The 14,693-nt window shown below is 67.1% G+C and carries 18 protein-coding genes; 9 read left to right on the forward strand and 9 right to left on the reverse strand.

The features are described 5' to 3' along the window. Window positions 1-14: 14 nt before the first annotated feature. From HNO88_RS15530 to HNO88_RS15555, 6 genes are all read right to left on the reverse strand, one after another. Window positions 15-701 (reverse strand): retropepsin-like aspartic protease family protein, encoded by a 687-nt coding sequence (locus tag HNO88_RS15530; RefSeq protein WP_184247487.1) that lies wholly within the window; start codon window positions 699-701, stop codon window positions 15-17. A gap of 341 nt (window positions 702-1,042) precedes the next feature. Further along, window positions 1,043-2,209, reverse strand: a complete 1,167-nt coding sequence (locus HNO88_RS15535) for a CCA tRNA nucleotidyltransferase (protein ID WP_184247491.1) — start codon at window positions 2,207-2,209, stop codon at window positions 1,043-1,045. Then, complete coding sequence (locus tag HNO88_RS15540; protein WP_184247494.1) at window positions 2,202-2,795, reverse strand: CoA pyrophosphatase; 594 nt, start codon at window positions 2,793-2,795, stop codon at window positions 2,202-2,204. Before HNO88_RS15540 ends, HNO88_RS15535 begins: the two co-directional genes overlap by 8 nt. Next, a complete protein-coding gene (locus HNO88_RS15545; protein ID WP_184247497.1) occupies window positions 2,792-3,337 on the reverse strand; it encodes a DUF1285 domain-containing protein in 546 nt (181 codons plus the stop codon). Before HNO88_RS15545 ends, HNO88_RS15540 begins: the two co-directional genes overlap by 4 nt. Before the next feature lie 138 nt (window positions 3,338-3,475). Next, window positions 3,476-3,991, reverse strand: coding sequence for a GNAT family N-acetyltransferase (locus tag HNO88_RS15550; RefSeq protein WP_184247499.1), 516 nt, complete (start codon window positions 3,989-3,991; stop codon window positions 3,476-3,478). A 41-nt stretch (window positions 3,992-4,032) separates the two neighbouring features. Beyond that, window positions 4,033-5,202, reverse strand: a complete 1,170-nt coding sequence (locus HNO88_RS15555; protein ID WP_184247502.1) for a PQQ-dependent sugar dehydrogenase — start codon at window positions 5,200-5,202, stop codon at window positions 4,033-4,035. 14 nt (window positions 5,203-5,216) lie between these two features. On the opposite strand from HNO88_RS15555, the gene rnhB reads away from it, so the two are divergent. From rnhB to HNO88_RS15580, 5 genes are all read left to right on the forward strand, one after another. Next, window positions 5,217-5,867, forward strand: a complete 651-nt coding sequence (gene rnhB, locus HNO88_RS15560; protein ID WP_184247505.1) for a ribonuclease HII — start codon at window positions 5,217-5,219, stop codon at window positions 5,865-5,867. Further along, complete coding sequence (locus tag HNO88_RS15565; protein ID WP_184247508.1) at window positions 5,864-6,778, forward strand: oxidoreductase; 915 nt, start codon at window positions 5,864-5,866, stop codon at window positions 6,776-6,778. The genes rnhB and HNO88_RS15565 overlap by 4 nt, the downstream gene beginning before the upstream one ends. 97 nt (window positions 6,779-6,875) lie before the next feature. Next, on the forward strand, window positions 6,876-8,009 hold the full coding sequence (locus HNO88_RS15570; RefSeq protein WP_184247511.1) for a site-specific DNA-methyltransferase: 1,134 nt from the start codon (window positions 6,876-6,878) through the stop codon (window positions 8,007-8,009). A gap of 10 nt (window positions 8,010-8,019) precedes the next feature. Continuing rightward, window positions 8,020-9,135: a dihydropteroate synthase gene (folP, locus tag HNO88_RS15575; protein ID WP_184247514.1), complete on the forward strand. Its 1,116-nt coding sequence runs from the start codon at window positions 8,020-8,022 to the stop codon at window positions 9,133-9,135. A gap of 185 nt (window positions 9,136-9,320) precedes the next feature. Beyond that, on the forward strand, window positions 9,321-9,665 hold the full coding sequence (locus HNO88_RS15580) for a hypothetical protein (protein ID WP_184247517.1): 345 nt from the start codon (window positions 9,321-9,323) through the stop codon (window positions 9,663-9,665). Between the two features lie 91 nt (window positions 9,666-9,756). Here the strand turns inward: HNO88_RS15580 and HNO88_RS15585 are convergent, their stop codons facing one another. Genes HNO88_RS15585 through HNO88_RS15595 form a run of 3 tightly spaced genes read right to left on the reverse strand, consistent with a single transcriptional unit; the run spans window position 9,757 to window position 12,454 of the window. Then, window positions 9,757-10,533 (reverse strand): SDR family NAD(P)-dependent oxidoreductase, encoded by a 777-nt coding sequence (locus tag HNO88_RS15585; RefSeq protein ID WP_184247520.1) that lies wholly within the window; start codon window positions 10,531-10,533, stop codon window positions 9,757-9,759. Beyond that, window positions 10,530-10,991 carry a nuclear transport factor 2 family protein gene (locus HNO88_RS15590; RefSeq protein ID WP_184247522.1) on the reverse strand — a complete coding sequence of 154 codons (462 nt, stop codon included), beginning with the start codon at window positions 10,989-10,991 and terminating at the stop codon, window positions 10,530-10,532. Before HNO88_RS15590 ends, HNO88_RS15585 begins: the two co-directional genes overlap by 4 nt. Before the next feature lie 38 nt (window positions 10,992-11,029). Further along, the gene (locus HNO88_RS15595) at window positions 11,030-12,454 is read right to left on the reverse strand and encodes a sigma-54-dependent transcriptional regulator (protein ID WP_184247525.1); all 1,425 of its coding nucleotides are present in this window, start codon (window positions 12,452-12,454) and stop codon (window positions 11,030-11,032) included. Between the two features lie 202 nt (window positions 12,455-12,656). On the opposite strand from HNO88_RS15595, the gene HNO88_RS15600 reads away from it, so the two are divergent. The 4 genes from HNO88_RS15600 (at window position 12,657) to HNO88_RS15615 (ending at window position 14,676) form a co-directional block, all read left to right on the forward strand. Continuing rightward, window positions 12,657-12,782 carry an aa3-type cytochrome c oxidase subunit IV gene (locus tag HNO88_RS15600; RefSeq protein WP_184247528.1) on the forward strand — a complete coding sequence of 42 codons (126 nt, stop codon included), beginning with the start codon at window positions 12,657-12,659 and terminating at the stop codon, window positions 12,780-12,782. A gap of 8 nt (window positions 12,783-12,790) precedes the next feature. Continuing rightward, entirely contained in the window at window positions 12,791-13,924 is a 1,134-nt protein-coding gene (locus HNO88_RS15605) for an NAD(P) transhydrogenase subunit alpha (protein WP_184247530.1), read from the forward strand. Window positions 13,925-14,016: 92 nt separating this feature from the next. After that, window positions 14,017-14,391, forward strand: coding sequence for an endonuclease domain-containing protein (locus HNO88_RS15610; RefSeq protein WP_312857092.1), 375 nt, complete (start codon window positions 14,017-14,019; stop codon window positions 14,389-14,391). Beyond that, window positions 14,392-14,676, forward strand: coding sequence for an NAD(P) transhydrogenase subunit alpha part 2 (locus HNO88_RS15615; protein ID WP_184247537.1), 285 nt, complete (start codon window positions 14,392-14,394; stop codon window positions 14,674-14,676). Window positions 14,677-14,693 lie beyond the last annotated feature (17 nt).

A 14,693-nucleotide genomic window follows, 5' to 3' on the forward strand; every position in this document is an offset into this window, starting at 1 on the left:
CTCACCCTTGCGAGTCATGCCCCGCGGTTGCCACGCGCAGCTTTGGAGCCGGTCGGTTCGATGCTGGGGTCCTGTGGATGATGAGGCACCAGAATCAGCGTGCGTCCTTCGACCCGCCAGCTTGCAAGGCGGGAAAGCAGGTTCATGCCGATGACGTTCGCCTCGCCCAGGCCCGGCGCCACCACCGCGTCGAGATCGCGCGCGACGACGTTGCCGAAGCGCAGCTCGTCCACGGTCGTGAGTTGCGCCTGGATGGTCCCGTTGGCGGTACGCATCATCACTGCCTGTGGCAGCGGCTTGGGCTTGAGCCCGGCGGTCTGGGCGATGGCGGGCGAGATCGCGGTGAGGGTGGCTCCGGTGTCGATGAGGAAGCGTCCTTCGACCCCGTTCAGCTTCGCGGTGAGCCAGAAATGTCCGTCGCGATCCATCGGTACGCGAGTCTCTCCGCCCTCGACCGACTGTGCGGGCATGCCCAGCTGCGGCAACGCAAGATCGTTGCCGGTGGTGAAGCGGGTCACTTGCGCAATCGTCAGCAGCAGGGCGCCCACGAGCCCGAGGTTGCCGAGACCACGCACGAAGCCACCGAAGATCGGCAGCGGCCGACGCAGCATGCCGCCCAGTGTCGCCACCAGGATCGAGACGATCGCCAGCGCGAGCAGCGGCTGCTGCGTGAGGAATGGGATCAGTCCGGGGAAGTCCACGTGTTGGCCCTAGCAGGGGCAAGCTGACTGCTTGCTGTCCACCCGGATGTAGGGAGCCGAAGTGCGGTTTTCATCGGGATGAGAGGTGGAGGTTTCCTTCCTCGTCGGTCTGATTGTCTTGCAACGAGTTAAATGCCCACCTCTCACCATCGTCATTCCCGCGAAAGCGGGAATCCATCTCCGGCCGGGTCCGTTAGCGCCATGGTCGTTGGAAAACGTTCATCCGCCGCCCACATGCGTCAAGCGCCTGCTGCGTTGGCTGACACCTCAGGAGATGGATCCCCGCCTTCGCGGGGATGACGATGGTTGAGGAGGCGCATGTCGGCCGGCGCCGGCGCGTCTCAACCGCCGAACACCTCGTCCAGCATCTCCAGGACTCTGCCGCGCGCCGGAAAGCCTTCCGCGACCCAGCGTTCTTCCACGGCGCGCAAGGTGCTGGCGACTTCGGGTCCGGCCTTGATCCCGCGCGCCACGATCTCGCCGCCCTTCAGCGGGAACTGCGGGACGTCCCACCCTTCCAGCGGCGCTGCCGACGCGCCGGCGAGCAGCAGGCGGTCGATCGCCTCGGCGCGGCCCAGGCGATAGGCGAGGGCACGAGGGTTCTCCATTGCGTCGGTGCGCGCCGCCGCCGTGACGATGCGCTTCTTCTGCGCGGCCGATAGGCGGAAGCGGGCCGCCACGTGCTCCGCCAGCGCCGGTTCGGCGGGCAAGAGTGCCGCCAGGCGGCGCAGCGCATCTGGTGCCACCTCCTGCGCGCGTTCCTGCGCGACGAGGGCCGCCAACGCATCGGGCCGCGCCTCCGGCAGGACCTGCGCCAGAACACCCAGCTCCGCCATGCGGGCAATTGTGGGCGCGGGATCGGGCAGGCCAAGGAGGTTCATCGTCTCCATGCCGATCCGTTCGCGCGAAAGGCCCTTCAGCGTCGAGGCAAGTTCGCTGCAGGCAGCCTCGGCCTCCGGATCGGCAGGCAGGCTCCCAAAGCGCGCCTGGAAGCGGAAGTAGCGCAGGATGCGCAAGTGATCCTCGCGGATGCGCTCGCGGGCTTCGCCGATGAAGCGCACGCGCCGCGCGGCAAGATCTGCCAGGCCGCCGAACCAGTCCGATATCTCGTGGGTGATCGGATCGGCGTAGAGCGCGTTGATGGTGAAGTCGCGCCGCGCCGCATCCTCGCGCCAGTCCGAGGCGAAGGCAACGGTGGCGCGGCGGCCATCGGTGCTGACATCGCGGCGCAAGGTGGTGATCTCGACCGGGCCGTCGGCCAGCACGGCGGTCACGGTGCCATGCTCGATGCCTGTGGGCACGTTGCGGATGCCGGCTGCCGTCAGTCGCTCTATGACCTGCTCGGGTCGGAGCGGCGTGGCGACGTCGATGTCCTTGACCGGCAAACCCAGCAGCGTGTCGCGCACCGCGCCGCCGACATAGCGCGCCTGACCCTCGCCCAGCGTCGCGATCAGGGCCGCGAGTGCAGGCCGTCTGGTCCAGGGTGCATCGGACAGCCGCTCAGCCATGCCAGCGCAGCCGTCCGGCGAGGTTATGCAGAATGGCGCCGGTGACGCCCCAGATCGCATGGCCGCGCCAGTCGATCTCGATGAAGGAATGAGTGTGACCCTCGTGCTCCAGGGTCTTCTGCTTCTGGTTGGCTCGGTCGAGCACGAAGTCGACCGGCGCCTCGAACCAGCTGGCGACTTCGGCGGGGTTGGGCACGATCTCGACATCGGCCGGGATCACGCTCAGGACAGGTGTGATCTCATAGCCGGAGCCGGTGCGGTAGAGGTCGCTGGTGCCGATGACCTGCACCAGCTCGGGTGGAATGCCGAGTTCCTCCCACGCTTCGCGCAGAGCGGCTTCGACCGGCGTTTCGCCCGGGTCGATGCGACCGCCCGGGAAGGCGATCTGGCCTGCATGCGCGCGCATCGTGGAAGGCCGATGGAGGAACAGCAAGCCGGGCCGCTCGCGGTCGGTCATCGCGATCAGCACCGCGGCGGGGGTGAAGCTCTCGATGTCGTCGATGCGCGGATCGAGCCACAGCGTCGGGGGTGCCGCCGCATGGCCTTCCTCGAACAGGCAGGAAACCCGGTCGAACAGCCTGGTCATTCGGCCACCAGCGGAAAGGTCACGCCCTGGCTGGACACGCTGGCACCGTCGCCGGACAGCGCGATCTCCGCCAGCTGCGCCCAGGTGCTGCGGTTGAGGCGTGCCTCGGTGCCATGGCGGACGGAGAGATAGACGGCCGGGTTGTCGGCATCGCCCGCTACTCGCAGCGGGTGGTCTGGGCCGGCGATGACCAGATCGTCGGTGTTGAGCCTGAAGGCCAGCGCGTCGCCGTCCTGTCGCACATCAATGGCGACGAACGCGGCGTCCTCCACCGCGATCGAGAGCCTCTGCGTGGGAGTGACGAGCCAGTGCTGGCCCTGCTCGTCGCGCAGGAGCAGCGAGGCGAACGCGCGCACCATCGCCGGGCGGCCGATGATCCCACCCTGGTGGTACCAGCGCCCGTCAGCGGCGATCCGCATCTCGCTGTCGCCGCTCTCGGCCGGCGACCACTTGTCGAGCGGGGGCAACTTGCGCGCCGCTACCAGGTCGGCGATCTGCGCGAGGGAAAGGCTGGCGAGCTCGGGCGGGGGTTCGTACGGCATTGCAATGGCGATGCCAGATCAGGGGCGGGGCAACAATGGGTTGGTGGCAGATCTCGGTAGAGCACTCGACCCGTGGCGACACCCCTCCATCAGCCGCTGGCGCGGGCTAACGCCTCCCCCATCCAGGAGAGGCCTCGATCAACGCAGCCACGGCCCCAGCGTGCCGCGTTCCGGCAATACCGCCGGGTTGCTGCTACGCACCAGCAGGCGGCTTTGCTCGAACGGGCCGGGCAGGCTCCAGCCGCCGGTGTGCTCGTTGGTGAAGCCCCAGAACCGGCCGTAATATTCCGCATCGCCGATCATCACCTGCGGCAAGGGCGCGCGTTCGTCGATGCCGGCGAGGCTGGCCGTCACCAGCGCCTTGCCGAAGCCACTGCCCTGCTGCTCCGGCAGTACCGCGACGGGGCCGACCATGATCATCGGATGCGCGCGTCCGTCCTCGGCATTGAGCGCGACAGGCCAGCACTGGATCGTGCCGACCAGCATCTCGCGCGCATCGAGCGCCGCGAAGCTGAGCGCGGGCAACCAGTCCACGCCCTCGCGCACCTTGTAGGCGGTGCGCTGGTGGCGCATCGGTTCGAAGGCGCGGTCGAGCAGCTCCTCGACGAGGGCGGGATCGACGTTGTCGAGCGGGATGATCGCGGCTTCGGACATGGCCGCGCGCCGATAGGGGCCGGGCTCGCGAATGTCGATGATTATTGCGGCGTCAGCTTGAGCAGGCGTCCCGCTCCGGACTCCTTGCCGTCTTCCAGCAGCCACACAGCGCCATCGGGTCCCTGTGCGATGTCGCGGATGCGGTGTTCCACCGGCGTTCGGGCGACTTCCCGAGCAGTCTCGCCATCGATGGCGACCCGCACCAGCACGTTTGGCTTCATGCCGCCGATCAGCGCTTGCCCGCGCCAAGAGGGGAACATGGTGCCGGAGTAGAACATGAAGTCGCCCGGCGCGATCACCGGGTTCCAGCTGATCGCGGGCTTCGCGAGATCGGGCCGCGTGCTGTTGCGCGGGATCGGCCGACCATCGTAGTGGTCGCCGTCGGAAACCAGCGGCCAGCCATAATTCTGGCCGGCCTTGACGAGGTTCAACTCGTCGCCGCCCGCGGGCCCGTGTTCCAGATCCCACAGCCGACCCTGCGCATCGAACGCCAGGCCGAGCACGTTGCGATGGCCATAAGTCCAGATCTGGTTCGATGGCGAGCCCTTGGCCGCGAAGGGATTGCCGTTCGCCGGAGTGCCGTCGAGGTTGAGGCGCAGCACCTTGCCCAGGTTGACGGAAAGGTCCTGCGCGGGCGTAAACTTCTGGCGCTCGCCCGACGCGACGAACAGGTACCGGCCGTCGGGCGAGAAGGCGATCCGGTGCGAGTAGTGACCCTGGCCGGTCACCTTGGGTTCCTGGCGCCAGATGACCTTGAGGTCCTGCAGCGAGCAGGCGAGCGGGGTGGCGCAAGCCAGCTTGCCGCGCCCGACGACGGCGCCGCGCGTGTCGCCGCTGCCTGCCTCTGCCCAGCTGAGATAGACCGTGCGACCATCCAGCGAAGTGCCGCCAGCGACAACATCAGGCCCAAACACCACGTCGCCAAGACCGCCCTGGCCGCCATAGGCCACCTTGGGCACGCCGCTCACCGAGCCGATCTTGCCGTCCTTCAGGCGGAATTTCAGCGCGCCCTTGCGCTCCGTGACCAGCAGGATGCCGGTGCCTTCGTCGAAGTCCATCGCCCATGGCTCGTCGAACTGGGCGATGGCCTCGGTCTTGAACCCGTCGGCCGGAGCGGGCGAGGCCTTTTCCCCCGAGGACGAGGCGCCACAGCTTGCGAGGCCGATGACGAGGGGCGATACAAGGGCGAGATAGCGGCCAGTGCCGTGCATGTCGGTCATAGTCCTTGGTAACGCACAACTCACCATCGGTTCCCCGCGCGTGGTATCCTGAGGCCGATTATGTCGTCGGGGTAGATGAAGCGGGGCGGGGCCCGCTGGCCGGACCTGTCGTCGCTGCAGCTGTCGTGCTGTGCAAGCCGCGCCCTGCCGGGCTCGACGATTCCAAAAAGCTCACGCGGGACAGGCGCGCGTCCTTGGAGGCGAGCATCAAGCGCCGGTGCCGCTGGGCTGTGGGTGTCGTCGATGTCGACCAGATCGACCAGCTGAACATTTTCGGCGCCACGATGCTGGCGATGACGCTCGCCGTGCGGGGGTTGTGCGAACAGCTGGGGACCGCCCCGCGCGAGGTGCTGATCGACGGCAACCTGACGCCGGCCGGGCGCCGGCCCGAATGGTGCTGGCAGGCCCGGCCGATCGTGGGGGGCGATGCGATCGAGCCATGCATCTCGGCTGCCTCGATCATCGCCAAGGAGCATCGCGACCGGCTGATGCGCGACTTGGCATCGGCGCACCCGCACTATGGCTGGGAGCGCAATGCCGGCTATGGTACGCCCGAGCACCTGGCGGCGCTGCGCCGCCATGGGCCGACGCCGCACCACCGCCGCAGCTTCGCACCGGTATCGCAGCTGAGCCTCGAACTGGAGACGCTGTCATGAACGGTTTTACTGTTGCTGACGTGACCGACCAGACGGGCAAGTGCTTCGTGGTGACAGGTGCGAACACCGGCCTTGGTCTTGAAATCTCCAAGACGCTGGCGATGCACGGGGCGCGGGTCGTCCTGGCTTGTCGCAACGAAGCCAAGGCCACGGCGGCCATGGCGGTGATCCGCAACCTGGTGCCGCAAGCGAACCTCGGCTTCGCGAAGCTCGATCAGGGCGACCTCGACAGCGTCGCCGCGTGCGCAGAGCAATTGCAAGCCGAAGACCGGATCGATGCATTGATCAACAACGCCGGGGTGATGATGCCTCCGCTGGAGCGGACCGCCCAAGGGCACGAACCGCAGTTCGGGATCAACCACCTTGGCTGCTTTGCGCTGAGTTGCCGTCTGCTCCCGAAGTTGGCACAGGCGCCGCGCGGCCGGGTGGTGGTTACGTCCAGCCTCGCGCATCATGGTGGAAAGATCGAATGGGACGACCTCGACGCCCACCAAAGCTATACTGATCGCCGCTATTCGGACAGCAAGTTGATGAACCTGCTGTTCGCGCTGGAACTGGGCCGCCGACTTCGAGCTGCCGGTTCTCCCGTCATCGCCGTCGCCTGTCATCCCGGCGTGGCGGCGACCGATTTGGGCCGCAACCTTGGCGCTTTCGGCAGGCTGATTTGGCCACTGGCGGGTACCCTCTTCAATTCAGCGGAGCAGGGCGCCGCGCCAACGCTTCAGGCCGCGACCCAGCCTGATGTGAAGCCGGGCGGCTACTATGGCCCGCAGCAGATCTTCGGCATGCGCGGCAGCTCAGGCTTGGCAAAGATCGGCAAGGTCGCGCTCGACCGAGAGGCGGCGAGACGCCTCTGGAACGTGTCGGTAGAGATGACCGGCGTCGATCCCCGACTGCCGGACGCTGCATGAGAAACTAAGGCGACTCGCGAGAAGGTGGCGAGTCGCCTCTTGACGGCGAGTCCCGGATGACTCACCCTAGGCGCTGTCAGTGGCGTCGGAGTGGGTGATGAGTCAGGTTCTCCTCAAGGAGCGAATTCGGTTGAGGACGCCCGCGCCGATCCCGCGCGAGCTGCTGCCGCTGGGCCAAATCCTCGATGGCGATTGTATCGAAGCCATGCGCTCGCTGCCCGATGCCTGCGTCGACATGGTCTTCGCCGATCCGCCCTATAACCTGCAGCTCGGCGGCGATCTCGCACGGCCGGACGGCAGCCATGTCGATGCGGTGACCCAGGCTTGGGACAAGTTCGACAGCTTCGCCGCCTACGATCGCTTTACCCGGGAATGGCTGACCGAGGCGCGGCGCGTGTTGAAGCCCGATGGCTCGCTGTGGGTGATCGGATCGTACCACAATATCTTCCGCGTCGGCGCGATGCTGCAGGATATCGGCTTCTGGATCCTCAACGACATCGTCTGGCGCAAGGCCAATCCGATGCCCAACTTCAAGGGCACCCGCTTCACCAACGCGCACGAGACGCTGATCTGGGCCTCGACGGGCGAGAAGGCGAAGTACACCTTCAACTACCGCGCGATGAAGACGCTGAACGATGAGCTGCAGATGCGCTCCGACTGGGTGCTGCCGATCTGCGGCGGGCCGGAGCGGCTGCGCAAGGACGGGCACAAGGTGCACCCCACGCAGAAGCCCGAGGCGCTGCTTTACCGGGTCATGCTGGCGACGACAGAGAAGGGCGATGTCGTACTCGACCCGTTCTTCGGCACCGGCACAACCGGCGCGGTGGCCAAGCGCCTCGGCCGCGAATGGATCGGCTGTGAGCGCGATGGCACGTATCGCGAAGCCGCGCGCGAGCGGATCGAAATGGCCCTGCCGCTGGACGAGAGCGCGCTCAAGACCATGCAGAGCAAGCGCACTGCGCCCAAGGTCGCGTTCGGCACGCTGATCGAAACCGGCTGGATCGCTCCAGGCACGGTGCTGACCGACCGCAAGGGCCGGCACACCGCCAGCGTACGCGCCGATGGCTCGCTGGTAAGCGGTACGCAAGGCGGCTCCATCCACGGGCTGGGGGCGGCGCTGCAGGGTGCGCCATCGTGCAACGGCTGGACCTTCTGGCACTTACAGCACGAGGGCGAACTGAAGCCCATCGACGCGATCCGCCAGCTGTACTTGCTGGCGACGGAGCCTTGAGGCCAGTCTGGTGAGACAACGCCTTTACCTGCGCCCGATCGCCTTCGCCGAGAGCCCGCAGAGCGAGCACGGTGAAACTGTGCGGCTCGGCGGATCGCTCGTCTGGGCAAGCCGTTTCGCGCTGATCACGCGCGAGGGCTCAAGGATTACGTCTCGCGAGCGGGTTTGCGTGGCAGACATCGCCTCTGCGCTCGCCGCGCTTCCCGACGATCTGGCGCGGCAAGGAGAGTCGCAGTTGGCGGCGTTCCGCAAGGTCCACGCACCGCTGGTGCTGGGTGCGCGCACGGTGCGGCTCGATCAGCCGCAAGTCATGGGCATCCTCAACGTGACGCCGGACAGCTTCTCCGACGGCGGACAGTTCCTCGACGATCCGCAGGCGGCGCTCGATCATGCCGCCGCCATGCTGGAGGCGGGTGCGGCGATCGTCGACGTGGGCGGCGAGTCCACCCGGCCCGGCGCCGCCGCCGTGTGGGAGGGGGACGAGATCAAGCGCGTCGTGCCGGTCGTGCAGCGGCTCGCAGCCATGGGTGCGGCCATCAGCGTCGACACGCGCCGACCCGCCGTCATGGAGACGGCGCTGGCGGCGGGCGCGCACTTGATCAACGACGTCTCGGCGCTGCGCCACGATCCCCGCAGCCTGGAGTTCGCGGCGCAGTCCGGCGCGTCCGTGGTGTTGATGCATGCACCGGGCGAGGGCGAGGACCTGCATGCCGGTGGCGCCTACGCCGATATCGTGCTCGACGTTTTCGATTGGCTGGCGGACCGGCGCGACGCTGCGATCGCGGCGGGTGTCGCACCCGAACGGATCGTGCTCGACCCCGGACTGGGCTTTGGCAAGTCGGTCGCCGGCAATCTGGCGCTGATGAACGCACTGCCGCTGTTTCACGCCCTTGGACATCCCCTGATGGTCGGGGCGAGCCGCAAGCGGATGATCGGCGCCTTGTCCAACGAAGCGCCCGCGCACCAGCGGCTCGGCGGATCGCTGACACTGGCGCTCAAGGCTCTGGATGCCGGCGTGCACCTGCTGCGCGTCCACGACGTGTTCGAGACGGTGCAGGCCGTGCGTGTCTGGCGCGGCCTGCGCGACGCGGCGCTCACCGACTTTGCGCAGCTACCCTCAAGCTAAACCGCGGATGAACCGCGCATTTCTGCGGGATGAACAAGGCCGGACCCATGCGTCTACTAGGCGACACATGGCTCTATTGACCGTCTGGCAGGCGCCGTTCGTCTTTTCGTCGGGAGGCATTTGGCAGGTCGGTACGTTCTTCGCTCGATGCTCGGGTTCGACCCGGAAAGCAAAGGAGACCGACCATGAACAAGAACCATGTGCTCGCCGCCCTGGCCCTCGTTGCCGCGCCGACCACTGCCATCGCGCTGCCGATGATGTATGAGGAACAGGCGGCGCACGAGGAAGAGAGCCGCATCATCCGTGCGCCGATCGGCGGCATCCAGAACAGCCGCTGGTTCGACTACCGCACCAACGTCAACGAGACGCGCAAGGAACTCGCGAGCGACTTGCGCCATGCCACCGACACCGAGGATCGCCGCGACGCTTGGGACGAGTACGGCACCGAACTGCGCCATGAGCGCGTGACGTACATCTCGCATATGGCGAAGAGGGGTTATCGCATTCCCCAGGTCTACGTCGGTGACTGAACGGGTTGTCACGCGCTGCCCATCGGGCGGCGGGAGGAGGGGGAGGGCGCAAGTCCTCCCCCTCATTGCGTTCGACGGTCACGAGACGACGTCAGAGGCTGTAGCCCCCGTCGCTGACAAGCACTGTCCCGGTCACGTTCCACGCCGCGTCCGACAGCAGGAACACGATCTGCGCGGCCATCTCTGCGGCTGTGGCAGGACGGCCCAGCGGCGTCGTCTCCGCGGCGAGTACGTCGAGAGCCGCCTGCCGGCTGCCGAGGTCCTCGACCATCTGCGCGAAGTGCGCGTTGCGGGTCCAGATCGGCGTGTCCACCCGGCCGGGCGCAACCGCGTTGATGCGTATGCCGTCGCCCGCATGCTCGGCTGCCGCGATCCTAGCCAGGTGCGCGACCGCGGCCTTGCTCGCCCCGTAAGCGGCGGTGCCGGCGATCGGCTTCAGGCCCGCGACCGAACTGGTCAGCACCGCACTGCGACCGCGCGCTTCGCCGTCGAGGGTCATCGCGCGCAGGGCCGACCGGAGGCTGAGGAACATGCCATCCAGGTTGACCGAAAGGATGCGCCGCCACTCGTCGAACCCCAGGCTTGTGATCGGTGCAGCATCTGCGACCCCGGCGTTGAGCACCGCGTGGTCGATTGTTCCGATGGATTGGTCTATCCTGTTCCACAGCGCCTCGTCGGTGACGTCGCCGATCCAACGCTGCACCGTGCAGCGGAGAGGCAGCGCATCCAGTCCGTCCGCGTCCTGGTCTACCAGGACCAGCCGCTCGATACCGGCATCGTTCAAGGCGCAAGCCACCGCAGCACCGATGCCCGAAGCCGCGCCGGTGACGAGCGCCGAGCGGCCGTTGAAGCTCGTGCCCGCCGTCATGCGACTTCCACGCGCAGCCGCTCGATGCGGGTGGTCTGCAGCTTCCAGCCATCGCCGCGGTCGGTATAGGTTTCGTGATAGCGTCCCCAGCCGGTCAGACGCGCAAAGGCGCCGCCTGGAGGCATGAAGAAGCGGTCGGTGAACGACCAGATTGCCCGCGCATTTCGAGCATCCTCGATTGTGATGTCGGGGTCGTGGCCTTGGTGGACCGAGACCACTTGCATGCCGACCGCCTCACGCACCGGCCAACTCTCTCGGCCGCGCATGACCACATTCATGGCTGGCATGTGGTCGATCCCGGTGACCGGGTCGGTACAGCAGCCCATGTAGTCGAGCACGCAATCCTCGGCGAGGATCGAGCGGACCTGCAGGCCGTCGCCACTGTCGACGCCGCGAAAGTAGCGCGACTTGACCTGGCGGATGGCCTCGGTCGCAGCGAGGCGCTCGCTTGTGTCCATGCATCCCTTCCTTGCTCTTGCGGGAAGGTCTGGACGGCTCAGGCGGCGTTGTCGATGCCCAGTTCGCTTAGCTTGCGGTACAGGGTCGACCGACCGATGCCGAGGCGTCGCGCAACCTCTGTCATGCGACCGCGATAGAGCCCGATCGCCAGCCGGATCACGTCCGCCTCGATCTCCTCCAGCGGGCGCAGGTTCCCGTCCGCAGTGTAGAGCATCACGCCAGAGCTGCTCTGCGCAGGTGCGGATGAGGATGTGGACTGCGTGGGGCCAAGGATGTTGAGAAGCTGTGGAAAGTCTTCCGCCGTGAGGGCGTCACCATCGCAGAACACCGCCGCGCGGAACAGCACGGCCTGGAGCTGGCGCACGTTGCCCGGCCAGTCGTAGGCGGCCAAGAGCGAGAGCGCGCCATCGGTGATCCCCAGTCCGCGCAGGCCCGGCTGCTCGCCGATGCGGGCGAGGAAATGGCGCGAGAGCGAAGGAATGTCGCCGATCCGCTCGCGCAAGGGGGCGAGGGTGACGGTGACTTGCGACAGCGCCTCGTGCAGTTCGGGCAGGAACAGGCCTTCGTCGACCAGTTCCTTCAGCGGCACGTTGCTGGCGGCGATCAGGCGCACGTCGATGCGGAAGCTGTGGCGCACGCCGATCGGCCGCACGTCGCCGCGCTTGACCGATTCCAGCAACCGCTCCTGCACGCTGAGCGGCATGCGGTCGATTTCGTCGAGAGCGAGAGTGGCGCCATCGCAATGCTGGAGCGCACCGATCTGGCGGTCGAACGCACCCGGAAAGGCGCCTTTCTCGTGCCCGAACAGTACGGACTCGATGGTGTTCGCCGGAGTGCCACCGATGTTGACGATGCGCAGCGGCATCTTCGCGCGGGGGCTGGCCGCATGCATGGCGCGGATCAGCATCTCCTTGCCCGACCCGCTCTCGCCCTCGATCAGCACCGGACCGTGACCGCGCGCAGCCTTCGCGGCGACGGCCAGCGCCTTGCGGAAGGTAGGCGCCGCGCCGATCATCGATTCGAAGTCGGGCGTGGAAGGCATCTTCTCGGTCAGGGGAGCAAGCTCGTCGCGCGGCGCCTCCTGCGTGGTGGCGACACGCAGGGCTTGCATCAGCCGGTCCGGAGCGACGGGCTTGATCAGGTAGTCGGTCGCGCCAGAGCGCATCGCTTCCACCGCCAGCAGCGGCGATGTGCTGGCGGTCAGCATCAGGATCGGCAGGGCAGGGCGGCGTGCCTTGAGTTCGGCGATCAGCGCGCAGGCATCGTCGCCGGGCACCCACTGGTCAAGGATGATGGCGTTGAGCTGCATGCCCTGGCGCGTGCCGAGCGTGGCGATGGCCGTCTCCGCATCCCGCGCGATGATCGTGCGCCAACCCTCGCGGGCGGCAAGCGCCGAGACGAGGCGGCTCTGTGCCGGCTCGTCGTCGATCAGCATGAGGAGGCGTGGTTCGAATTCGGCCATTGTAATGTGCGGTGTCGCCCTCGCCCCCGATCGGAACGGTGCCTGCTTAAGAGCACGCGAGTAAAAACCGGATTAAACGCGCGAATCTTTCTGGACCGAACTTACCGGATTGCCCTTTCGGACGCGGCAGGTCTTGAGCGCGGCTGCAGGCCCGGCTAGAGCCGGCACATCTGGTTCAAGCAAGCACAGGAAAACTTCTCCCATGGCATCAGGCAATGACATGAAGGCCGCAACGCAGACCTATGGCGGCTTCCTGACGCTGGTGAAGATCGGAACCGTGGCCTCCGTGATCGTCGCGGCCTTCGTCGTCCTGCTGATCGCGTCCTGACCGGGACCGTGCCCGTGGAGCGGCGGATCGCGGTTCTCAAGGAACGCGCTTCCGGGGAGACCCGGGTCTCCGCCACGCCCGAGACAGTCAGGAAACTGATCGGTCTGGGCGGCTCGGTCGCGGTGGAGGCCGGGGCAGGACTTGCCGCCTCGATCGCGGACGAGGATTATCGCGCTGCCGGTGCCCAGGTTGGCACGGCCGATCAAGTGCTCGCGGGCGCGCAGATCGTGCTGGGCGTGCAGGCGCCGGATGCGGTACTGCTCGCTCAGGCTGCACCCGGCGCATGGGTCGTCGCCATCCATGATCCGTTCGGCAGACGCGAGCGGGTCGACGCCCTGGCGGCTGCCGGGTTCGAGGGCCTGGCGATGGAACTGATGCCGCGCATCACGCGCGCGCAATCGATGGACGTGCTGTCCAGCCAATCCAACCTCGCCGGCTACAAGGCGGTGATCGCGGCCGCGGACATCTACGGCCGCGCCTTTCCGATGATGATGACCGCGGCGGGCACGATCAGCGCCGCGAAGGTCTTCGTCATGGGCGTGGGTGTCGCGGGCCTCCAGGCGATCGCGACAGCGCGGCGCCTGGGTGCGCAAGTCTCCGCCACCGACGTCCGCGCGGCGACCAGGGAGCAGATCCAGTCGCTGGGCGCCAAGCCGATCTTCGTCGAGAACGTCGCCGGGATCGAAGGCGAAGGCGCCGGCGGCTATGCGACCGAGATGTCGGACGAGTACCAGCGCGCGCAGGCCGAGCTTGTATCCAGCCACATCGCCAAGCAGGATATCGTCATCACCACGGCGCTGATCCCCGGCCGCGCCGCACCGCGCCTGGTCACCGACGCGCAGATCGCGACGATGAAGCCAGGCAGCGTGATCTTCGACTTTGCCGCGCCGCAAGGCGGCAATGTCGAGGGTACCGTGCCGGACCAGGTGATCGAGCGGCATGGCGTGAAGCTAATGGGCTTCGCCAACACGCCGGCGCAGCTGCCGGCCGATGCCTCGGCCTTGTATGCGCGCAACCTGCTGAACTTCCTCACCGCGTTCTGGGACAAGGAACAGGGCGGTCCGGTGCTGGACGACGAGATCGGCGAAGCGATCCGCCTGACGCGGGGCGGCCAGGTGGTGCATCCGAGGTTGCTGGGTTGAGGAGTGACGATCTCTGTCCTCCCGGGCCCGGGGAGGGGGACCGCGCGAAGCGTGGTGGAGGGGACTCGCGTTTTCAGCCGAGGCAAGCCGTCATCCGCGCGCGCGAGTTGCGCAAGACGCTCTCCAAGCCCGAATACCACCTGTGGCAGCATCTACGCCGCCGTCCGAGCGGCCTGGCGTTTCGAAACCAGCATCCGATCGGACCTTATGTCGTCGACTTCTGCTGTCTTAGCGAGAGGCTGGCGATCGAAGTCGACGGGATCGTGCACGACAGGGGCAGTCTGCCGCAGCGTGATCTCGAGCGCGATCGGTTCATCAAGGAAAACGGGTTCAGGGTGTTGAGGATCTCGGCTCAGCGCGTGCTCGCCGATGTGGAAGGGGTTGTCGCTGCGATTGTCGCGCGTGCGGAGACTCCCCTCCACCGTCCTGCGGACGGTCCCCCTCCCCGTGCCGGGGAGGACACGTAAATGGACTTCATCTCGATCCTGTCGATCTTCGTCATGGCCTGCTTCGTGGGCTATTACGTCGTCTGGTCGGTTACCCCGGCGCTGCACACGCCGTTGATGGCGGTGACCAACGCGATCTCCTCGGTGATCATCGTCGGGGCCCTGGTCGCCAGCGCCGCCGAGGGTTCGCCGGTGGCCAAGTGGCTCGGCCTTGCCGCGGTGGTGCTGGCCAGCGTCAACATCTTCGGAGGGTTCGCCGTCACCGAGCGGATGCTGGCGATGTACAAGAAGAAGGATCGCAAGTGAGCTTCGTCGGTCCGCTC

It is taken from the genome of Novosphingobium chloroacetimidivorans (genome assembly GCF_014204535.1).
Classification (GTDB): domain Bacteria; phylum Pseudomonadota; class Alphaproteobacteria; order Sphingomonadales; family Sphingomonadaceae; genus Novosphingobium; species Novosphingobium chloroacetimidivorans.